The following is a 19,855-nucleotide window of genomic DNA, read 5'->3' on the forward strand; positions in this document are numbered from 1 at the left end:
CCATGCATAAACTTGATGATTTGAAAAAGAAAACTGAGCGTCAGGTTGACCGTATGAAGAAGGCCGAGCGCGAACGGCATACCCTCATAGGCCAAACTATTTATCTTGGCACGTTGGGGTTATTGCTAGCGTTACCCATTGTGGGAGGTGCTTATCTCGGCCATTGGATAGACAGCATGATAGAGGGATATTCGGTTCGCTGGACAATCAGTTTTATCTTGCTCGGCGTGATCGTTGGGATGATCAATGTCTACCTTTTAATTCGGCAATAGTGTGATGGATTTTAACTGTGATTAGATAATACCAACGTAGTGGGACGGTCATTATGATAGATAATACGGTAGTCACAACATGGGGAATCATTGGCGTGATCGGGTTGTTTGCCTGGTTTTTGTCACACCAGTTATCTATCAAACCCGGGCTGGTACAGACGGCTATTGAAGGTATGATTGCCAGTATTGAAAATGTTATTAGAGAGGTTGCGCCTCAGCACGTTAAAAGCCTGATGCCATTTATTGGTAGCCTATGGATATTCCTTGTTATCGCCAACCTGTGTGGGCTTATTCCGGGCGTTCATTCCCCAACACGTGATTTATCTGCGACGTCTGCTCTGGCAATTATAGTTTTTCTTTCTACACACTGGTACGGCATTCGCCTGCAAGGGATAAAGCTTTACTTAAGCCATTATGTCAAACCCAGCCCAATTCTATTGCCATTTCACCTTATCGGTGAAGTCACCCGTACGGTTGCTTTAGCGGTGAGATTATTTGGCAACATGATGAGCCTGGAAATGGCAGCCTTGCTATTTCTCTTGGTGGCGGGATTTTTGGCGCCAGTGCCAATTTTAATGCTCCATGTGATTGAAGCCTTAGTTCAGGCTTATATCTTCGGCATGCTCGCCCTCATTTATATTGCGGGTAGCCTACAATATCAACAACAGAAACAAGAAGGAGCCACTAATGAATGAATTATCAACTTTTGTGCTGACTTCCACAACTGTTGCCATTATCGGTATTTCTATTGGTGTCCTGGCACCGGCGATAGCCATGGGGTGGGCTGTGAGTCGGGCGATGGATGCTCTGGCACGTCAGCCTGAGGCTGAAAAATCAATTATGCGGACGCTTTTTATCGGGCTGGCAATGATCGAGTCACTGGCCATTTATGTGCTCGTTATTGTGTTGATTGTGCTGTTCCGTAATCCATTGCTTGAATACCTTTTAAAATAGCGTCTGCTAGCCACTCTATGATGGTTTATCACCCACGTTGAGGAGCAATTACTGTGGAGTTTAGCTGGACTACTTTTGTGCTGGAAATCATCAATTTTTTGGTGTTGATCTGGATTCTCAAACGCTTTCTGTTTAAGCCGGTAAAGGCGGTAGTTAGTCAACGCCAGGCCGATATTGATCAACAGTTACTTGAATCGCAACGACTGAATGAAGAATCGGCAGCACTGAAAGAAGAATATGAAAATCGCCTGGTTAATTGGGAGCACCAGTGTCAGCAGGCAAGAGACGCACTGCGCCAGGAAATTGATGCAGAGCGGGCATCCCAGTTGGAGCTATTGAAGCAGTCGATTGAGCAGGAAAAGAAAAAAGCACAAGTAGTTGAATCTCGCCAGCGTATGGAAGCGATTCGTGATAGTGAACAGCAGGCGTTACACCAAAGCGCTCAATTTGCGGCTGCTTTGCTTAGCAGAGCTTCTGGGCCTGAGCTGGAGGTCAGGTTGTTGGATATCCTGTTGGAAGATTTAGTTTCTCTTTCTGAGGAGCAAGCAGCCAGTTTGTTACACCAGTGGGGTGTGTTGCCTGACGTTATTGAGGTAAGCAGCGCTTATCCAATACCTGAACAAAAGCGGCAAGAGTTGGAAAAAGCCCTGACGACAGTCAGCCAATTATCCATCCCTGTTCAATATGATGAAAACCCTGAGTTGATCGCTGGATTGTTTATCACCATAGGTGCCTGGTGCTTGCGTGCCAATATAAGGGATGATTTACAAGGGTTTATGGAGTTTGCCTATGTTACCCGATGAAGACAAACTCAATAGCCCATTGGCACAGCAGGCGATGTGGCTCAAGGACTATAAACCGGGGTTACGCCTTGAAGAGCGGGGCGTCGTGCTATCCATTGGAGATGGTATTGCCAGGATATCTGGGCTCCCTTCAGCAGCGATGAACGATATCTTAACTATGGAGGATGGCAGTCAGGCAATGGTGTTTGACCTGACGGAAGAGCTGGTCAGTGCGGTTCTATTGCATGAAACCAGTTTGTTGACCGCCGGAACCTCCGTACATCACTCCAGTCATCCTTTAAGTGTCCCGGTGGGTGACAGTTTACTTGGCCGGGTTATTGATCCCCTGGGCAGTCCACATGATGGAGAAGCAGCCCCAATTCCATCAACATGGATGCGTCTCGATACGTTGTCGCCACCGATTATCAGCCGTGACTTTGTTAACGCGCCTTTGTATACGGGGATCAAGATCATTGATACTTTAATCCCGATAGGCAAAGGGCAGAGGCAATTACTGATTGGTGATGAAGGTCTTGGGCGCAGTGCTCTCGCTCTTGATACCGTGATTAACCAACGAGATAGAAATGTGCGTTGTGTTTATGTGCTCATTGGGCAAAGGCGTTCAACGGTCATTAAGACGATTGAGATATTACGAGAGTTTGGCGCGCTTGAATACACCACTGTCGTCGTTGCTGAAGCGAGTAGCTTGCCGGGATTACAGCATATAGCGCCTTTCGCTGGTTGTGCTATTGCTGAATATTGGATGCAGCAAGGGCATGATGTCCTCGTTGTCTATGATGATCTCAGCACGCATGCCAAAATTTATCGGGAATTATCATTGCTTCTGCGTCGTCCTCCGGGGCGAGAAGCCTATCCCGGTGATATTTTTTCCGTCCATGCTGGTTTATTGGAACGCACTACCTGCCTGAGTCCGTCTCATGGTGGTGGCAGTATGACTGCGTTGCCCATCGTTGAGACCAAACAGGGCGAAATCGCCGATTATATCCCGACCAACTTAATTTCCATTACTGACGGGCAAATCTATTTGGAACGAGGGTTGTTTTCAGCCGGTTTTCGTCCGGCCATTGATATTGCTCGATCGGTGTCGCGTATTGGCGGACAAGCGCAACACCCCAGAATCAAAGAAGAAGCCGGAAGTATGAAGTTACACTACCTGCAGTTTCTGGAGCTGGAGAGTTTTACCCGCTTTGGTGCACGGCTTGAGGCTTCTATGGAGCAAGCGATTAACCGTGGTCTGGTATTGAGGGAGATTCTCAAGCAAGATCAATTTTCCCCGCTTCACGAGACTTTTCAACTGGCATGGCTCGTCGCTTTTAATGATGGACATTTTAAGGATTGTGAACGAAAAGAAGTAGCGTCGCGTCTGAATACTCTCCAACAGGAGGTGAAGTCTTCCAGCCTGACCCTTGATAGCCCCAAAGATGAGTGGAGTGTAGCGGTCGCCAAATGGTTATCGCCTAACAACCTACAGGACAGTAAGTAATGAGCCGACGCCTGGACCTGGACAATCACCATCATAGTCTGAATGAAATTATAAAAATCTTAGATGCGATGAAAATGTTAGCTTATATGGAAACGCACAAGTTGAGTGCCTTCCTTGATACTCAACATCGCGCGCTGGATGCCATCAGTTCAGCGGCTAACGACCTTGTTAGTTTTTACCCAGGAGCCCAAATAAAAGAGTCTGAAGTCTTCCCGGTTTATCTTTTAATTGGATCCGAACGCGGCTTTTGTGGTGATTTTAACCAGGAAGTGGTGGATTATATTGAGCAACTGTTAACGATTCCTTCTAATGTAAAGCCAACTTTAATTATTGTTGGCCGTAAGCTCTATAACTTAATGCAAGACGATGTCGATGTATATGCGCAGATCGAGGGGCCTAATGTGGTCGAAGAAGTGCCAGCGGTTCTCGAACAAACGGTTCAGATACTGACAAAGATCCAGCAGAAACAGCCGCTGATGGGCTTATACAGTGTTTACCATAGTGGTGAACAGGGGATTATCACAAAAAAACTATTGCCACCATTTCAGCAGAAAGACCAACAGCCAGCGAATTTTCGGACTCCTCCAGAGCTCAACTTACCGCCAGCAGACTTTTTACTCAAAGTGGCTGAACAGTTTCTTTTTACTGCTCTGCATGAAATCGTTTATACCTCTTTGTTAGAGGAAAATCACAATCGAATCATGCATCTTGAAGGCGCGGTTAAACATCTTGAGAGTAAAGCGGATGAATTGACCCAACAATGCAATATATTACGTCGGGAAGAGATTACCGAAGAAATCGAAGTCATGTTACTGAATGCGAGCAGTTTTGACGATTTGCCTACTGGTTGAATACTCATGTGGTATCGAGGGGACACGCATCGCAACAGAGCGGTTACGGTTAAGCCCCGAATCGGCGAGGTATACCAGGTTTGTTCGCTTTGCTTTTCTATCACGAGTAGAAATGAAAAAGCCGATGGTGAGCCATCGGCTTGTGTGTTGCTATTGCTCTGTGTTTATAGCGATTGGGCAGATTACGCTTTTGCCTCTTCTGGCTTCGCGTCCGCTTCAGTATGAGTTGATTTCAACAAGCGGCTTGTAATGGTACCTGCCGTCATTGAACCTGAAACGTTAAGTGCAGTACGTGCCATATCGATTAGTGGTTCGATAGAGATAAGCAGTGCAGCGATAGTCACTGGCAAGCCCATAGCCGGAAGCACGATTAGCGCAGCAAAGGTTGCGCCGCCGCCAACACCCGCGATGCCGAACGAGCTGATCGTGATAATCGCAATCAGTGACAGGATAAAGTTGAACTCTAGCGGGTTAATACCCATTGTTGGCGCAACCATTACCGCAAGCATTGCTGGGTAAATACCTGCACAACCATTTTGACCAATCGTTGCACCAAATGATGCTGAAAGGTTAGCAATCGCTGGTGGCACGTTTAACTTAGTGATTTGCGCTTCTACGTTCAGAGGAATCGTTGCTGCTGAGCTACGTGACGTAAAGGCGAACGTCAGTACTGGCCAAATTTTCTTGAAGTATTCTGCTGGGCTAACGCCAACAAAAGAAACAAGGATACCGTGGACAACAAACATCAATGCAATCGCAACGTAAGACGCAACGATAAAGCCAAGCAGATTCAGAATGTCCGCTGCGCTTGATGTCGCAACCACTTTGGTCATCAATGCTGCGATGCCGTATGGTGTTAGCGCCATGATCATCTTAACTAAGCGCATGACGATAGACTGAGCCGCTTCAACGAAAGTGCGAATCGGTGATTCTAGTTCTGCTTTTTCTGCCATTACTTTGCGTGCTGCAATACCCGTTAGAACACCGAAGATAACAACCGCGATAATAGAGGTTGAACGTGCGCCTGTTAGGTCTGCAAATGGGTTAGTTGGAATAAAGCTAACCAGCATTTGTGGAATGGTCAGGTCGCTTACCGAACCAGCACGGCTTTCTAATACCGCAATGCGTGCCGTCTCGCGAGCACCTTCCGTCAGGCCTTCTGCCGACAGGCCAAACGCAGACGTAACGAAAATACCAATTAATGCTGAGATCGCCGTTGTGATAAGCAGGACTGAAATTGTCAGACCAGAGATCTTACCCAGCGAGCCGCCTTTTTCCAGTTTCACAACCGCTGAGATCATCGATACCAACACAAGTGGCATGATAACCATTTTCAGCAGGCCAACATAGCCACTACCAACGATAGCAACCCAAGAAAGGGTTTCAGAAATGACGTTACTGCCTTCACCGTGGATCAGTTGAAGTGCAAGGCCAAAAAGTGAACCAGTGACAAGACCAATTAAAACGAGACGAGAAAGTGTGTTTTGTTTTTGTTGCTGGTTAAAAAGAAAGAATAATATGCCAACAAAGACTGCAAGTGAGGCAATTACTGCAAAATTCATACTCTTACCTTAGTACTCAGTCAATATGCTGAGGGTTGTATACGAGGTGATAAAGGGGGCAGTAAGATAGCTTTCAATATATAACTTTTAAAATGATTAACGGGCATTAGATATATCAAAATGGAATATGTTTTGACGTAAGTGACCCGTTAGACCCCAACTCAGTGCGTACTGCTCTTCGTTTTGGCTACTCGTAGTGTCGCAATAAATCGAGCATTTCTCGCCGCTGCAGATAAATTATTGAGTCTTCCTGATAGCTAAAAATCTGATAAATCATGGCCTTGGCGACCACTTCCGCATCGATTGGAATAAAGTTAGAGAGTTTCCCCAACATGAACGGACGAATCACTCGAAAAATCCATTGCACGAATTTTTCGTCGTTTCTTGGCTTTTCACGTTGGCCAACGAGTGGACCCGGACGAACGAAAACCAATTCTTCAAACCCCATCTCTTCAATGTTGGCTTCCATCTGACCTTTGCAAGCCAGGTAATGTGAGGGGGATTTACTGTTCGCACCTAGGCTAGAAACAACAGCGACTCGCTTCACGCCGATCATTTTCATTTGCCTGGCAACGTTTGTCACAAGGTCGACATCAACCTTGCGCAAGTTCTCTTTACTGCCAGCTTGTTTGAGCGTCGTTCCTAAACAGATAAAGCCGATTTCCGGCGTCAGGTGTTGCTCATCCCAATTTAGAATAGAAAGATCAGCGTCTATCATCGGAACGATTTTTTGCTCAGGGTCTGAGATATCGGTAAGAGGGCGTCTGGAAAGTAAATATAATGTGTGGATACCCGGTTGGGACACCAATTGAGTAATCACTTTGCTGCCAACTAAGCCAGAGGCTCCAGCAATGATCACACAGGTATTATTACTCATGCCTCTTCTCCTCTATGGCTATGGCTATGGCAGCAGTGTGAGTTAATAGTAGCCGATTTCAATCACTTATACCCAGCTTTTACGTGGCTTGAGTGTAACAACACACATCGTTTTTGAAATAAGTTGGCTGCTTGTAAACACGGCATTACGGCTTTACCGAGCAAATCGACATTATTTGGCGAAAAGTCTTCGTAATTAGGAGAAAGTAGGTGAATTACCTTTAGAGAAAGGTACACTGTTTCTCTTTATCGTTTGAATTTGCGATATTATTTCGGCACACGCGAATCAAGGAAGAAAAATGAATGTAGACGTAAGCACACTTGCTCCTCTTGTTCGTTTAGGCGAGAGTGAATACGCCACTTTCTCGCTCGCTTGTCCCAATAAAATAAATACAAGGAACCAAACACATGGACCGCACTTTCGCCGCTGATATTCAAGCGCGTATTGATAACAAAACCAAACCAGTAGGATCATTAGGGCTGCTTGAAAAAGTCGCTCTGGAACTGGCACTGATACAAAGCCAAGATCAAAGCGCAGCGGTAGAACAAATCACAATTCGTCAGCCAACCATGCTGGTATTCGCTGGTGACCATGGCGTAGCCGAAGAGGGCGTAAGCATTGCACCTAGCACAGTCACACAGCAAATGGTCGCTAACTTTCTCGCTGGCGGTGCGGCAATCAACTGTTTTTGCGAGCTTAACCAAATTCAATTCAAAGTGATCGATTGTGGCATGTTGTCACCGATAGATACGCTGGTACCGGACTTTAAATCGCATCCGAATTTGATAGAGAAACGGTTGGGTAATGGCACTGCGAACTTTTCCAAACAAACCGCGATGTCTTTAGAACAAGTGGCACTTGGTTTGGAATATGGCGCGAAAGTGGCAGAACAAGCCATTTTGTCGGGTTCCAACCTGCTTATGTTTGGTGAGATGGGGATAGGCAACACAAGTTCTGCGTCGGCATTGTTAACCGCACTTAGCCCACTGGAAGTGGATCACTGTGTTGGATTGGGTACTGGCATCAATCAAGAACAGTTAAACCGTAAGATTAGAGTCGTTGCTCACGGTGTGGCGCGTTGCCATGAGCTCAGCACGAAAGAAGTGTTAGCCCAAGTTGGTGGTTTTGAAATTGTGCAAATGGTGGGGGCATTTTTAGAAGCAAAACGCCAGAAAACACCAGTATTAGTCGACGGCTTTATTGTTTCAGTTGCAGCATACATAGCCACGCTGCTTGACGAAGAGACGCGCGATTTTATGTTGTTTGCTCATTGTTCAGAGGAAGCTGGGCATAAGTTTGTTCTGGAGTATTTGCAAGCAGAGCCTTTATTGGACCTTGGTTTGCGCTTAGGTGAAGGAACGGGTGCAGCACTGGCTTTACCGTTGGTGAAAGCGGCAGCGCAATTTTACAACAACATGGCGAGTTTCGAGAGCGCGGGAGTAACTGTTTAGTGTCAGAAACACCACGCGATGCAAACAACGGTGGTTTGCGTTATCAATGGGAGCTATTTCTGTTAGCGGTTAGCTTTTTTAGCCGCTTACCTGTACCTGCAAACTTGCCCTACAGTGAATCTCGCATGAACCAGGCCGGGCGATACTTCGCGCTGATTGGTGTGGTGCTGGGCGTGCTGTGCGCAGCGACGTTTGCACTGTTGAGTTTGGTGTTTCCTGATCCTGTCTCGGTCGTCTTGACCATGGTATTTAGCTTGTTGCTGACGGGCGCATTTCATGAAGACGGCTTAACCGACATGGCAGATGGTATCGGCGGGGGTATGACCGTTGAGCGACGTCTGTCTATCATGAAAGACAGCCGTATTGGCACTTATGGCGCTGCAACTTTGGTTATGGCACTGCTGGCGAAGTTTGTTTTTTGGCGCGAGCTGGCTCATGAACCAAAATTTTTGCTCATGATTGTGGTCGCATACACCGCCAGTCGTGCTTTGGCGGCGACGCTTATTTACGATATGCCGTATGTCAGCGACAGCGATACCTCAAAAAGTAAGCCCCTTGCCAACCAACAGTCGTCATTAGAAGTGGCGATTCTACTGTTCACCGGTGGCCTTGTTACTTTGTTTCTTGGCGTTACTCAGGCCACAGTTATTGTGCTGATCTTAGCGGTATTTCGCTATGGTTTTAAACGATGGCTGACCAAAAGAATTGGCGGATTTACCGGCGATTGCTTAGGGGCTGCGCAACAGTTATCTGAATTGCTGGTTTATCTCACTCTCATTGCCTTTTGTCACACATCATGAAGCAACTAATATTAGGTGGAGCACGCTCCGGAAAATCCAAGTTAGCAGAACAAACCGCGCGGCAGGCTGCTGACGCTCAACACGCTTGCTTGCATTACGTCGCGACGGCGTTGCCGTTTGATGATGAGATGCCTGATCGCATTCGTCACCATCAAAAGCAACGTGGAGAAGGGTGGCAGGAACACGAATGTCCGCTGCATCTTGCTGATTTGCTATTAAGCTTTAATCACGATGATGTCGTTTTGATTGATTGTCTGACGCTGTGGCTGAACAACTGGATTTTCGAGCTGGGTGACGATTGCTCAAATGAAAAGTTAGAAGCAGAAGTTCATAAACTGGTGGAAGCGGTGTCTCACTCACAAGCGACGTTGATCTTTGTCTCTAATGAAGTCGGGATGGGCATCGTTCCACTTGGCGCGATTAGTCGCTATTTCGTCGATAATGCCGGCCGAATGAACCAACAACTTGCGCACGTGTGCCAGCGAGTTTCATTTGTTGCTGCTGGCTTACCACTGGTACTCAAAGCATAGGGCTCAATATCATGGAAACGCTTAACATCTATCTCATGCGTCACGGTAAAGTCGATGCCGCACCTGGGTTGCACGGTCAGTCTGATTTAAAGGTCAAAGAGTCCGAGCAGCAAGCCATTGCTCAGGCTTGGAAAGAACAGGGGCGTGAAGTCAGCGGTATCATTACGTCTACACTTTCCCGTTGCAGCGACGTGGCAGAAATTATCGGCGAGCAGCAAATGCTCCCTGTGAACGAAAATTCTGAACTAAGAGAAATGAATTTTGGCGACTTCGATGGTGTGCCGTTCGACATGCTGAACGATAACTGGAAAAAACTTGAGTCCTTCTGGCAATCTCCGTCACAACACACCTTACCCAATGCTGAGAGCCTTAACGCATTTTCACAGCGTGTAACTAGTGCTTGGTCTCAAATTATCAATGATATCAATGACAACCTGCTGATTGTCACGCATGGTGGCGTTATTAGAATGATTCTCGCTCATATATTAGACGTTGACTGGCGCAACCCTCGTTGGTATTCGACATTAGCGATCAGTAATGCGTCAATCACACATATAACAATCACTATTGATGACCAAATCTACGCCTCCGTTCGTTCGATAGGTGTACCTTTGATTGAGCATAGATAGTAAAAGTCACGGAAGAGGCCAATTTTATTTCCTAAAACAATTAAAATAGGGAAGGGTTGGCCAGATTACATAAAAAGGAAAGATAAATGACCACTCCAAGTTGGGACTTATCCATCGCATATCAGGATCTCGCTGATCAGCGAATTCAAGATGACATTGCTTTGGTAGAGCAATGTATTGAACTTCTCAATAAGCAGTCATTGGATTGCCAGAATGTTGAAGTGATGCAAAACGCCATTTTAACCAACGAGGCAGCAAATCGCTTATCACGTACTATTTTTAATTTCGCTAATTGCTATTCATCTGTTGATTCAAGAAACGCGGAAGCAAAAGCGTTGTTAGGGCGTATGACTCGTATTTTTTCTGAGTTATCGCAAGCATTCAGCGCATTTGAGTTAACGCTAACACACGCGGATGATGATTTTATTACGCGTGTTTTGAATCATGAAAATACAGATGTTAGTGGTCAGGCGTTCACCATTGAGAACTTAAGAAACCTGGCCGATACTCGTCTAAGCACCGAAGAAGAAAAACTGTTGGCAGCAATGAGTGTGGATGGTAAGTCTGCATGGGGTAAGCTGTACGACAACCTGACAGGCTCTCTGAAAGTGACCTTGGATTACGATGATGGAAGCAGTGAAGAACTTGGGTTTTCTCAGGCAGCCAGCATTCTTTATGGGTCTGAATTTAACCGACAAGAAGCGGCGTGGCGCGGTGTTCAAACTGCGATGGCCACACATCAAGAGTCTTTTGCTGCCATCCTCAACGCGCTTGCTGGTTGGCGCCTGACTGAAAACAAAAAGCGCTCGACAAAGCGAGAAGTCCATTTCCTTGATCCAAGTTTGCATGGCAGCCGCATTCAAGCGGAAACACTGGATGCGATGATGTCTGTGGCAAAACAAAGCCGCAGTATTGGTCAAAAAGCGGGTTTACTGATGGCTCAAGTGCATGGTTTAGATGAAATGAAACCGTGGAATCACCTTGCTGCGATGCCTGCCCTGAGTGGTAACGCTAAAGTCTACGATTTTGACGAAGCCATCAATGTGATTTGTGAAGCGTTTGAAACGGTAAACCCTGACATGTCAGAGTTTGTTCGAATGATGGTCAAGAACGGTTGGATTGACGCGAAGCCACACGCAAATAAGCGCTTAGGAGCTTACTGCACTAAGTTACCCGCAACGCGCACTCCATTGGTGTTTATGACCTGGAGTGGCAGTCGCTCAGACTTGATGACGCTAGCACATGAATTAGGTCATGCGTTCCATAACTGGGTTATCCGTGATTTACCGCTTTGTCAGACCTATTACCCAATGACGCTGGCGGAAACCGCTTCAATTTTTGCGGAAAACATCGTTCGCGATCATCTGATTTCAAAAGCTGAAAGTGTCGATGAAAAGCTGGAAATGCTATGGGAAGAACTCTCATCGACGATTGCGTTGATGATCAATATCCCAGTGCGATATGAATTTGAAAAAGCATTCTATGAACGCCGCCAAAACGGTGAACTGACTGCGCAAGAGTTTTGTGAGTTGATGTCTGAAACCTGGAAAGATTGGTATGGCGATGTGATGAGCGAAGCCGATCCGTATTTCTGGGCGAGCAAATTACACTTCTCAATCTCAGGTGTGAGCTTTTACAACTACCCATATCTGTTTGGTTTCTTATTCAGTAAAGGTATTTATGCTCAGCGTGAATCAAAGGGCGAAAACTTTTACACCGATTACATTAACTTGCTTCGCGATACAGGCAACATGACCGCCGAAGAAGTGGTTGACAAGCACTTGTCGATGGACCTGACACAACCTGATTTTTGGCATCAGAGTGTTGCTTTGGTTCAGCAGAAGGTAGATGAGTTTGAATATCTGCTTAATCAACGAGCCCAGTCAGCATAGTATTGTGATGGTGCATGAGCTCGACGCGAAAAATATCGTGAAATCATAATGATCTTGATCAGGGCTGTGTTAAAGTTCACAGCCTTATACCCAAGTGACTTGAGATGCCATTTGCACTAGGTTACTTGGGTATAACAATTTGTAATTGATTAACAAATAAGCGGTTTGTTGCTTGGTTTGAGTGTATGGCTCGAAACGGTATTGGATTTTCGTTGAAAATGTCGATTTCTACTCATAAGTGGGATCGCAGCAACAAAAATTCTTTGTACAATTTATTAACATACCCGCCGTGCAATTAAGGAGTAACGCATGACGAAGTCTTTCTTTCGCCAATCGTTTTTAGCTGATACGTTAGATATGCATATTGATGTAGAACCAGCAGAGCTGGCGCTATCTAATGGAGTGACACTAAAACTCTATCAGCGTGGTGTGCTAGAAGTGGTCCCTGAGAACTACACTCAGGAGACGAAAAACATCATTATCTCAACAGGTGTTCACGGCGACGAAACGGCACCGATGGAACTGGTCGATTCAATGATTAAAGACATTGAATCCGGTTTTATGAAGGTCGATGCCCGTTGTCTATTCATCATCGCTCACCCTGAGTCTACCTTGGCGCATACGCGTTTTCTTGAGGAAAACCTCAACCGCTTATTCGATGATAAAGGTCATACGCCAACCAAAGAGTTGGCTATAGCAGATTTACTGAAGTTGCACGTCTGTGACTTCTTTAAAGGTACCGACCCAGAAACGCGCTGGCATCTTGACTTGCACTGTGCAATCCGTGGTTCTAAACACTACACGTTTGCTGTGAGTCCTAAGACACGCCATCCGGTTCGAAGCCAAGCTTTAATGGAGTTCTTGGATAGTGGCCACATTGAAGCGGTTCTATTATCAAACTCTCCGGCGAGTACATTCAGCTGGTACAGTGCAGAAAACTTTAGCGCGCAAGCTCTGACAATGGAGCTTGGACGTGTTGCTCGAATTGGTGAGAATGATTTAGATAAGCTGACAGCGTTTGATTTAGCGCTGCGCAATCTAGTTTCAGGTACTAAAGCTGAGCATTTGCCTAAGCCATGCATTAAATATCGTGTTAGCCGTACCATTGTGCGTTTGCACGAAGATTTCGATTTTATGTTTGACGACAATGTTGAAAACTTTACGTCGTTTGTCCATGGCGAGGTGTTCGGTCACGACGGTGATAAGCCATTGATGGCTAAGAATGATAACGAAGCCATTGTATTTCCAAACCGCAAGGTTGCCATTGGTCAGCGCGCCGCTTTAATGGTTTGCGAAGTGAAAACCCGCTTTGAAGACGGCGAATTGGTATACGATTAAAGCAAAGCTTTCGGGCATAACGCGAAATATTCAGTGTAACGCTTCGAAGTCGTTGCAATTTACCGAGGCTTAACTGTAAGGTTAGGCCTCGTTTGTTTTTATCGGCTATTATGGATTTTCAACAACTTATCCTGAACAAGGAGCGTCGCTGGCAGCGCAATCTTTTGATTATGTCCGCCGTGCTCATACTACTCTCTGCCATACATTTGATGGTCGGAGAGATTTTCCTTTCTCCTTTTCAATCGCTTTCCGCATTCGAGCACAAGTTATTAGTGGATTTACGCTTACCAAGACTGTTGTCTGCTGCCATTATTGGCGCTGCGCTTGCTGTTTCTGGTGCAACACTGCAAGTGCTGCTAGGAAATGTCCTCGCTGAACCAGGTGTGCTTGGTATTTCCGGTGGCGCTAGCCTCGCCATGGTATTGGTGATGTTTGCGATTCCTACCTTACCGACGCCGCTGATCTTTATGCTGGCCGCCATCGCGGGCTCGATGTTGTTTACCTTAACCCTGGTTTCTATCGCACGAGTGATGCACCTGACAACCGCACGCTTGTTGTTGGTTGGTGTGGCGTTGGGAATATTCTCCAGTGCAATTGTTACTTGGGCATTCTATTTCAGCGATGATCTCAGCCTTCGCCAGTTAATGTATTGGCTGATGGGCAGCATTGGCGGAGCGAGCTGGTATCAGCATTCGGTGACTTTGGTGATGTTGCCTGTTTTGATTTGGCTGTGCTGTAAGGGCAAGCCGCTCGATAAGCTGATGTTAGGTGAGATCCATGCCACTCAGCTCGGCATCGATGTTCATCAAATGCGCTGGAAATTGATATTAGCGATTTCAATCCTTGTTGGTGGTTCGGTCGCTCTTGGAGGAATCATCAGCTTTGTTGGATTAGTTGTGCCTCATCTGCTGCGCTTGGCATTTGGTACCGAGAATCGATACTTGCTGCCGTTGTCTGCGATAGCGGGTGCTGCGTTGTTGGTGTTTGCGGATATCGGTGCGAGGTTATTACTCGACTCTGCTGAACTGCCACTAGGCGTAATGACCACGTCGATTGGTGCGCCTATTTTCATTTGGATGCTGGTGAAGAGTCATGATGCACGTTAAGCACATTGCGGTAGGAAACCGACTATTACCATTGTCGTTTGAATGCAACGCAGGGGAGATCGTGCATGTCGTCGGGCCAAATGGGTCGGGGAAAAGTACGTTACTAGCCGCGATTTCCGGCACGCTTACCAGTCACGATTCCGTGAGTGGTGAAGTGAGCGTTAAGAGCGGGGATTTACTCGCGATGCCTCTGTCGGAGCAGGCTTACCTGAGAGGGTATTTATGTCAGCAATCCAGACCAGTATTTAACGTCGATGTGTTTCAGTATCTCGCGCTGTCTTTACCTAGTGGGGTGAAGATCAGTGACAGCAAAGTGCGCGACGCGGTAAACGCAGTGATTGAGCTTGTTCAGTTACAGGATAAGTTACACCGTAGCATTCAGACGTTATCTGGCGGTGAGTGGCAACGCGTAAGACTAGCGGGCGTCTGCCTGCAGGTTTGGCGTAATATCAACCCGTATTCACAGTTACTGATTTTGGATGAACCTGCTGCTCCGTTAGATATCGCCCAAGAGGGGCTGCTCTATCAGCTGATTGCTGAAGTCGCTGCTCAGGGGATCGGGGTATTGGTCGCAAATCATGATTTAAACCGGACACTGAGGCATGCTGACAAGGTGTTGTTGCTTAGTAATGGCGTGCTGCACTCATCAGGTAAGGCTGAGGATGTGTTAACAGAAGAGGGGCTGGGTGAGGTTTTCAACACTCAGGTAAAAAGGGTGATGGTTGAAGAGAAACCGTATCTGCTTTTCGAATAGTTCCTTGGCTCTCAACTAAAAATCTATTGCAGTCATTCCAGCGAGCCTTAGCGAGACTAGGAATCTAGTATAAGCGCGCAGAGAAGCGTTATAAGTGTGCTAGCAACAAAACACCCAGTCATCCTGAACAGCGACGAAGGAGCCTGATTCAGGATCTCATTAACGAATGTGCTTGTGTTAGGGGGGGAGTTGTTTCTACTATGAGCTTGCTGTCAGGAGATTCCTGATGTCGCTAAGGCTCCTCGGAATGACGGTGACTGGTGAAAATAGATCGCTTATCAATCGATAGAATTAATAAGCGATTATCATTCCCCATCAGGTTCGTTTTGACTCTATCTAACCGTGGAGGCTTAGTTGGTCAGCGGCTTAAGGTCAGCCGGACGGTAGTAAACCGATTTTAGTACTTTGCCTTTACGTACCGTTTTGCCTTCAGATACAAAGTCTTCTGCACATTTGGCGATGATGTACTCACCCTGATGTACCGCCATCAGTTTGATGCCTTGTTCTGCGTAGAATGCTTCTGTTTCTGTGTATTCTTTTTCGTTGCGGCACACTTTGCTCATGTTGCTTGAGTGCACTTCGTCCCAGCAAGGGATAAAGTCGATACCACGGTTTACTGCAACGTTTAATAGCAGGTCAATCAAGTAACTTATCGCTAGGTTGTCTTCCACTTTGCTGTTACCAAGGTGTACAAGACGACCCATAAGAACGTAAACGCTGTCTACGATCGCGTCTGCTTGTTCTGTTTTACAATCTGCTTCTGCCAGCTCAGTCAGCTCTTCGATCGCCAAAGATGTGTGCAGCGTATCCGCCTGTGCATCCAGACTCGCTTCGTCAGCGACTGGAAGATCGAACGTGCTACGGAACTCGGTGATGTCACGGTATAAGTGATCAAAAATCTCTTGGGTTAGCTTTGACAGTTGCATTCTGATATCCATTGAATCGATTGAAGCGGTCATGATAACAAACCGCTCTTTATTCCCCAAGAGACAAGAGTCTAACTGACTATTAAATCTGCCGCTTGGAGTGAAGTAGGGTGCTGCTCTGAAGGTTATAAGCCGTAACTTATCTAAATAAATACGGGAACAACGTTTTGCGCTCTTCCTCTGAAAGGGCAGAAACACGCGCGATGTTGGTATCTGGGATTGACTCAGGATCAGGGTAGTGTTTCAACACCTTTTCCATGCTCTCTTCACGAATAAGATGGAAGATCGGATACGGCGAGCGGTTCGTCAGGTTCTCGTCGTCTTCTGGCTCGGCACCACCAAAACAGTAATCTGGATGGAACGTAGCCACCTGGAAAATACCTTCCCAATTTTGCTGCTTGATTAAGCCTTCAACCCAATCAATAAACAAGTTGTAGTCCCAGAAATCGTCGAGCATATTTGGAACAACGACTAAGGTCGTTTCCAGCTTCTCTGGCTCTGTGTTACTGAGTTCAATTAACTGCAACAAAATATCTTCCAGCAAGGCTTCTTCTTGAGACGCCTCACTAACGAAGATTTTAATTTGTTTTTTACGTTGAGGTTTGGCAGCAAACGGGCATAAATTCAGTCCGATAACGACATCATTCAGCCATTGATCCACTTGTTGGGTGATCGCGTTTAAATCTGTAGTTTGGTTTGTTGGTGTTGAGCGCGTTGACATACGATTTTTAAATCATTTTGAAAGTGGCGCAAGCATAGCAGATATACTAGGGGCTGTTGATCTTTTGAGCTGATTTTTGCAGCAGTTTGTGGGTTATTTATACAAGGCAGAGGCTTTGAAATGTAGTTGACCTACCTGATAAGCCGATAACGCAGTAGAAAGGAGCCACAAACGCTGCCCGAAGGGTTCGGCTAAAAGCGTTTTACTCTTTGTTGAGAGGTGTTTTGCTTAGAGTGACTAGGCTACAAACCTCTCGCCGCGATTAAAATGCTGTTATCTCGAACAAAATTTAACCGCAAAAGATCAACAGCCCCTAGGGTCTGTTGACCCTAATTAACTTCTTCTCAAGCTGGCTACTTCTTCCCTTTCCTTTGTGTCGTGTGTCTTTGTAATGCGTTTGAGATAAGCTATCGCGCTAAACATCGCTAGATAGACCACGCTACCGCCGATAAGTACTGTTGACCATCCGCCATGTTGCCAGCAGTAAAGCAGTAAGAATCCACCAAGACTGCCGCCCACATAGTAATGCACAAGGTATAGAGCCGTTGCGGTCGCTTTCGCGGTTGTCGCTTTTTGGCCAACCCAACCGTAAGCCAAAGTGTGGGTGAAGAAGGCTCCAAAGCTAATCAGAAGCAAGCCAAACAGCATGGCAGCCACACTTTCAATTGCCGCGATCCACATGCCGCTCATGCTGAGAATGGCACCTAAGAACATACCCAAAATAGACGAATAACGTTTACTCCAGTGGCCAGCGCAACGGGACGAGAACGTACCACCTAAATAACAAACGAAGATAAGTGATGCCAAGCCGACCGGCATGTTGTGCGGTTCACTAACCAATCTAAAACCCATTACTGAATACAGGTTAACGAATAGTGCGAAATTAAGGCCACCAACTAACATGGCGAACCATATACGCTGATTTTTGAAGTGACCTAAAATGGCGCGGTTTTGTTGTCTTAATCCACTCGAAGAAGGGGTGAAGTTACGTTGTTTTGGCAGCAAATAATGTACGAAAATTACGCCTAACAGGGTCACTACCATTATGGCTTCAATCGCTACATCCACACTGAAATTGTCAGCCAATAAGCCACCACTAATACGACCCACAATGCCACCTAATGAGTTGGCTGCAATATAAGTCCCTATCGCCATGGAGAAGGCGTGTTTATCGAGTTCTTCTGCCATATAGGCGACCGCTACGGCAGCAAACGCCGCCAATGCAACACCAATAAGGGCGCGGCAGATAACCAAAAACAGGAATGAATCACCAAGTAGCATCAGTGCAGACAGAACCGGGATAGCGAATAAGCCAGCCATCATGACCGGTTTTCGCCCAATGGTTTCAGACAATACTGCCATTGGTACCAGGCTGAAAGAGAGCGCCAGCGTGGATGAGGCAAACAACCAGTTTACCTGCGTTTCAGAAATGGCAAACAACTGAGCAAAGGTCGGCAACATAGGCTGCAATTGATATAAATTAGAGAAGACTAAGAATGAACCCAGCGCAAGCGCGAGCGTGATTCGTTTGTATTCTGGCGTGCCGAAGATGACCATTTGTCCTGCCTGCTGCGAGAGCGCAATATAAAGAAACTGTGATCAATCTATCAGCTAATCGTAAATTAAAAAAATATATTAAAAATATGGATACCATATATTTTTGATCTAGTGGAATCGAAGCAACTGAAACATTTCCTTGCTGTTGCAGAGCAAGGCAACATCACCCATGCCGCGAAGGTGCTGAACATTGCTCAGCCTGCCTTGAGTATCTCTATTAAAAAATTCGAGCAGTCTCTGGGAGTCACGCTGTTTCGGCGAGAAGATAAGAAGATTAGCCTAACCCAAGAGGGCGAAACCTTGTTGGTGCACGCGAAGCGGGTCATTCAGCAATTGCACGATGCACAGCTCGCGATTAACGAACTGAAAGGGTTGGCTAAAGGTGAGGTGCGCTTGGGTACGCCGTCGATGATGGGAAGTTACTTTTTCCCACGTATCGTTATGGCGTTTAAGAGCCGGTTCCCGGATTTGAAATTAACGCTGGTGGAAGCGGGCACGCATTCGATAAGAAGTATGTTGCTTGATGGGCGGTTAGATATCGGGGTGATAAGTTGTGACAATGTACCTGACGATCTTGAGACCGATCATCTGTTTACCAGCCAGATGGTTGCCGTTGTCGCGCCAGAGCACGAATTAGCACAGCGTGAATCACTCTCCTTTGATGAGTTTTTTGAACATGAATTGGTGATGTTCCAGCGTGGCTATTTCCATCGTGAGTTTTTAGACCAGGTGAGCGAGGAGCACGGCTTTACCATGAAGTCGTCATTTGAAACCAACTTATTGCCATTGATCCTCAGCATCGTAAAACATGAATTTGCGATTACGGCGTTACTCGAACTGGTCACTCAGCATGAAAAAGATGTGGTGGGGATTCCGTTTAATCCGCCAGTGACGCTCGATCTGGCGCTAGCATGGCGGAAAGACGGTTATTTATCGATTGCCGACAGAACGTTTATTGATTTTGTTAAACGTTATTTGTAGCCGGGTAAAAACTAGGAGCTGTCCCTAGTCACCTTTATACATCTTTTCGAAGTTTTTGGTGTTCCAGCCAATCATCAATTGGTCGCCAATTTTCAAGACTGGAAGCGAGCGGGCACCCAGCGCATCCAGCTCTTTACGGCCACGTTGCATTTTCGCGTTGCACAGGCGATAAGTGATGTTTTTCGAATCCAGATAACGTTGAGCATCTTTGCAGTGGGGGCATTTATCTTTGACGTAAAGAACGACACGTTTCATTGAATTTCTCTCCATTATCTTTGGGATGCGAAGTTTAACGGCCTTTATCGACAATTGAAAGGCGAAATCTATTGTCAAAGCGAGGGTGAAAGTGCTGATTATCTCAGGTATAT

At 46.2% G+C, this 19,855-nt stretch carries 21 protein-coding genes; 15 read left to right on the forward strand and 6 right to left on the reverse strand.

Annotated features, from left to right (window positions below; genetic code table 11):
- Positions 1-2: 2 nt before the first annotated feature.
- Genes OO774_RS07505 through OO774_RS07530 form a run of 6 tightly spaced genes read left to right on the forward strand, consistent with a single transcriptional unit; the run spans position 3 to position 4,363 of the window.
- Positions 3-272, forward strand: a complete 270-nt coding sequence (locus OO774_RS07505) for an AtpZ/AtpI family protein (RefSeq protein ID WP_264905909.1) — start codon at positions 3-5, stop codon at positions 270-272.
- Between the two features lie 53 nt (positions 273-325).
- The gene (locus tag OO774_RS07510; RefSeq protein WP_264905910.1) at positions 326-967 is read left to right on the forward strand and encodes a F0F1 ATP synthase subunit A; all 642 of its coding nucleotides are present in this window, start codon (positions 326-328) and stop codon (positions 965-967) included.
- On the forward strand, positions 960-1,226 hold the full coding sequence (atpE, locus tag OO774_RS07515; protein WP_264905911.1) for an ATP synthase F0 subunit C: 267 nt from the start codon (positions 960-962) through the stop codon (positions 1,224-1,226). Before OO774_RS07510 ends, atpE begins: the two co-directional genes overlap by 8 nt.
- A gap of 53 nt (positions 1,227-1,279) precedes the next feature.
- A complete protein-coding gene (locus OO774_RS07520; RefSeq protein WP_264905912.1) occupies positions 1,280-2,029 on the forward strand; it encodes a F0F1 ATP synthase subunit delta in 750 nt (249 codons plus the stop codon).
- Complete coding sequence (locus OO774_RS07525; protein ID WP_264905913.1) at positions 2,016-3,512, forward strand: F0F1 ATP synthase subunit alpha; 1,497 nt, start codon at positions 2,016-2,018, stop codon at positions 3,510-3,512. Before OO774_RS07520 ends, OO774_RS07525 begins: the two co-directional genes overlap by 14 nt.
- Positions 3,512-4,363, forward strand: a complete 852-nt coding sequence (locus OO774_RS07530) for a F0F1 ATP synthase subunit gamma (RefSeq protein WP_264905914.1) — start codon at positions 3,512-3,514, stop codon at positions 4,361-4,363. Before OO774_RS07525 ends, OO774_RS07530 begins: the two co-directional genes overlap by 1 nt.
- Positions 4,364-4,545: 182 nt before the next feature.
- Here the strand turns inward: OO774_RS07530 and OO774_RS07535 are convergent, their stop codons facing one another.
- Both OO774_RS07535 and OO774_RS07540 read right to left on the reverse strand, forming a co-directional pair.
- Positions 4,546-5,925: an L-cystine transporter gene (locus OO774_RS07535; RefSeq protein WP_065302263.1), complete on the reverse strand. Its 1,380-nt coding sequence runs from the start codon at positions 5,923-5,925 to the stop codon at positions 4,546-4,548.
- Positions 5,926-6,112: 187 nt separating this feature from the next.
- Positions 6,113-6,802 carry an NAD(P)H-binding protein gene (locus OO774_RS07540; RefSeq protein WP_264905916.1) on the reverse strand — a complete coding sequence of 230 codons (690 nt, stop codon included), beginning with the start codon at positions 6,800-6,802 and terminating at the stop codon, positions 6,113-6,115.
- Between the two features lie 407 nt (positions 6,803-7,209).
- On the opposite strand from OO774_RS07540, the gene cobT reads away from it, so the two are divergent.
- The 8 genes from cobT (at position 7,210) to btuD (ending at position 15,302) form a co-directional block, all read left to right on the forward strand.
- Entirely contained in the window at positions 7,210-8,253 is a 1,044-nt protein-coding gene (gene cobT, locus OO774_RS07545) for a nicotinate-nucleotide--dimethylbenzimidazole phosphoribosyltransferase (protein ID WP_264905917.1), read from the forward strand.
- Complete coding sequence (locus OO774_RS07550) at positions 8,253-9,053, forward strand: adenosylcobinamide-GDP ribazoletransferase (protein WP_264905918.1); 801 nt, start codon at positions 8,253-8,255, stop codon at positions 9,051-9,053. The genes cobT and OO774_RS07550 overlap by 1 nt, the downstream gene beginning before the upstream one ends.
- Positions 9,050-9,583 carry a bifunctional adenosylcobinamide kinase/adenosylcobinamide-phosphate guanylyltransferase gene (gene cobU, locus OO774_RS07555; RefSeq protein ID WP_264905919.1) on the forward strand — a complete coding sequence of 178 codons (534 nt, stop codon included), beginning with the start codon at positions 9,050-9,052 and terminating at the stop codon, positions 9,581-9,583. The genes OO774_RS07550 and cobU overlap by 4 nt, the downstream gene beginning before the upstream one ends.
- Before the next feature lie 11 nt (positions 9,584-9,594).
- Positions 9,595-10,212, forward strand: a complete 618-nt coding sequence (cobC, locus tag OO774_RS07560) for an alpha-ribazole phosphatase (RefSeq protein WP_264905920.1) — start codon at positions 9,595-9,597, stop codon at positions 10,210-10,212.
- 86 nt (positions 10,213-10,298) lie between these two features.
- Complete coding sequence (locus OO774_RS07565; protein WP_264905921.1) at positions 10,299-12,104, forward strand: M3 family oligoendopeptidase; 1,806 nt, start codon at positions 10,299-10,301, stop codon at positions 12,102-12,104.
- A 309-nt stretch (positions 12,105-12,413) separates the two neighbouring features.
- Positions 12,414-13,442, forward strand: a complete 1,029-nt coding sequence (locus OO774_RS07570; RefSeq protein WP_264905923.1) for a succinylglutamate desuccinylase — start codon at positions 12,414-12,416, stop codon at positions 13,440-13,442.
- 110 nt (positions 13,443-13,552) lie between these two features.
- A complete protein-coding gene (gene btuC, locus OO774_RS07575; RefSeq protein ID WP_264905924.1) occupies positions 13,553-14,548 on the forward strand; it encodes a vitamin B12 ABC transporter permease BtuC in 996 nt (331 codons plus the stop codon).
- On the forward strand, positions 14,535-15,302 hold the full coding sequence (gene btuD / locus OO774_RS07580) for a vitamin B12 ABC transporter ATP-binding protein BtuD (RefSeq protein WP_264905925.1): 768 nt from the start codon (positions 14,535-14,537) through the stop codon (positions 15,300-15,302). The genes btuC and btuD overlap by 14 nt, the downstream gene beginning before the upstream one ends.
- 350 nt (positions 15,303-15,652) lie before the next feature.
- Here btuD and OO774_RS07585 read toward each other — a convergent pair whose 3' ends face one another.
- The 3 genes from OO774_RS07585 to OO774_RS07595 form a co-directional block, all read right to left on the reverse strand.
- Positions 15,653-16,228 carry a nucleoside triphosphate pyrophosphohydrolase family protein gene (locus OO774_RS07585; protein ID WP_264905926.1) on the reverse strand — a complete coding sequence of 192 codons (576 nt, stop codon included), beginning with the start codon at positions 16,226-16,228 and terminating at the stop codon, positions 15,653-15,655.
- Positions 16,229-16,367: 139 nt separating this feature from the next.
- On the reverse strand, positions 16,368-16,949 hold the full coding sequence (locus OO774_RS07590; RefSeq protein ID WP_264905928.1) for a DUF1415 domain-containing protein: 582 nt from the start codon (positions 16,947-16,949) through the stop codon (positions 16,368-16,370).
- Between the two features lie 333 nt (positions 16,950-17,282).
- Positions 17,283-18,506, reverse strand: coding sequence for an MFS transporter (locus tag OO774_RS07595; protein WP_264905929.1), 1,224 nt, complete (start codon positions 18,504-18,506; stop codon positions 17,283-17,285).
- 111 nt (positions 18,507-18,617) lie between these two features.
- Here OO774_RS07595 and OO774_RS07600 point away from each other — a divergent pair, with 111 nt between their 5' ends.
- Positions 18,618-19,487 carry a LysR substrate-binding domain-containing protein gene (locus OO774_RS07600; protein ID WP_065296735.1) on the forward strand — a complete coding sequence of 290 codons (870 nt, stop codon included), beginning with the start codon at positions 18,618-18,620 and terminating at the stop codon, positions 19,485-19,487.
- Positions 19,488-19,511: 24 nt separating this feature from the next.
- Here OO774_RS07600 and OO774_RS07605 read toward each other — a convergent pair whose 3' ends face one another.
- Positions 19,512-19,742: a glutaredoxin family protein gene (locus tag OO774_RS07605; RefSeq protein ID WP_264905931.1), complete on the reverse strand. Its 231-nt coding sequence runs from the start codon at positions 19,740-19,742 to the stop codon at positions 19,512-19,514.
- Positions 19,743-19,855 lie beyond the last annotated feature (113 nt).

The organism is Vibrio sp. STUT-A11, from assembly GCF_026000435.1.
In the GTDB taxonomy this organism is placed as follows: domain Bacteria; phylum Pseudomonadota; class Gammaproteobacteria; order Enterobacterales; family Vibrionaceae; genus Vibrio.

Coding starts and splice junctions, on each gene's coding strand:
- OO774_RS07505 (WP_264905909.1), top strand. CDS start 3: ATGCATAAACTTGATGATTTGAAAAAGAAAACTGAGCGTCAGGTTGAC.
- OO774_RS07510 (WP_264905910.1), top strand. CDS start 326: ATGATAGATAATACGGTAGTCACAACATGGGGAATCATTGGCGTGATC.
- atpE (WP_264905911.1), top strand. CDS start 960: ATGAATGAATTATCAACTTTTGTGCTGACTTCCACAACTGTTGCCATT.
- OO774_RS07525 (WP_264905913.1), top strand. CDS start 2,016: ATGTTACCCGATGAAGACAAACTCAATAGCCCATTGGCACAGCAGGCG.
- OO774_RS07530 (WP_264905914.1), top strand. CDS start 3,512: ATGAGCCGACGCCTGGACCTGGACAATCACCATCATAGTCTGAATGAA.
- OO774_RS07535 (WP_065302263.1), bottom strand. CDS start 5,925: ATGAATTTTGCAGTAATTGCCTCACTTGCAGTCTTTGTTGGCATATTA.
- OO774_RS07540 (WP_264905916.1), bottom strand. CDS start 6,802: ATGAGTAATAATACCTGTGTGATCATTGCTGGAGCCTCTGGCTTAGTT.
- cobT (WP_264905917.1), top strand. CDS start 7,210: ATGGACCGCACTTTCGCCGCTGATATTCAAGCGCGTATTGATAACAAA.
- cobU (WP_264905919.1), top strand. CDS start 9,050: ATGAAGCAACTAATATTAGGTGGAGCACGCTCCGGAAAATCCAAGTTA.
- cobC (WP_264905920.1), top strand. CDS start 9,595: ATGGAAACGCTTAACATCTATCTCATGCGTCACGGTAAAGTCGATGCC.
- OO774_RS07565 (WP_264905921.1), top strand. CDS start 10,299: ATGACCACTCCAAGTTGGGACTTATCCATCGCATATCAGGATCTCGCT.
- OO774_RS07570 (WP_264905923.1), top strand. CDS start 12,414: ATGACGAAGTCTTTCTTTCGCCAATCGTTTTTAGCTGATACGTTAGAT.
- btuC (WP_264905924.1), top strand. CDS start 13,553: ATGGATTTTCAACAACTTATCCTGAACAAGGAGCGTCGCTGGCAGCGC.
- btuD (WP_264905925.1), top strand. CDS start 14,535: ATGATGCACGTTAAGCACATTGCGGTAGGAAACCGACTATTACCATTG.
- OO774_RS07585 (WP_264905926.1), bottom strand. CDS start 16,228: ATGCAACTGTCAAAGCTAACCCAAGAGATTTTTGATCACTTATACCGT.
- OO774_RS07590 (WP_264905928.1), bottom strand. CDS start 16,949: ATGTCAACGCGCTCAACACCAACAAACCAAACTACAGATTTAAACGCG.
- OO774_RS07595 (WP_264905929.1), bottom strand. CDS start 18,506: ATGGTCATCTTCGGCACGCCAGAATACAAACGAATCACGCTCGCGCTT.
- OO774_RS07605 (WP_264905931.1), bottom strand. CDS start 19,742: ATGAAACGTGTCGTTCTTTACGTCAAAGATAAATGCCCCCACTGCAAA.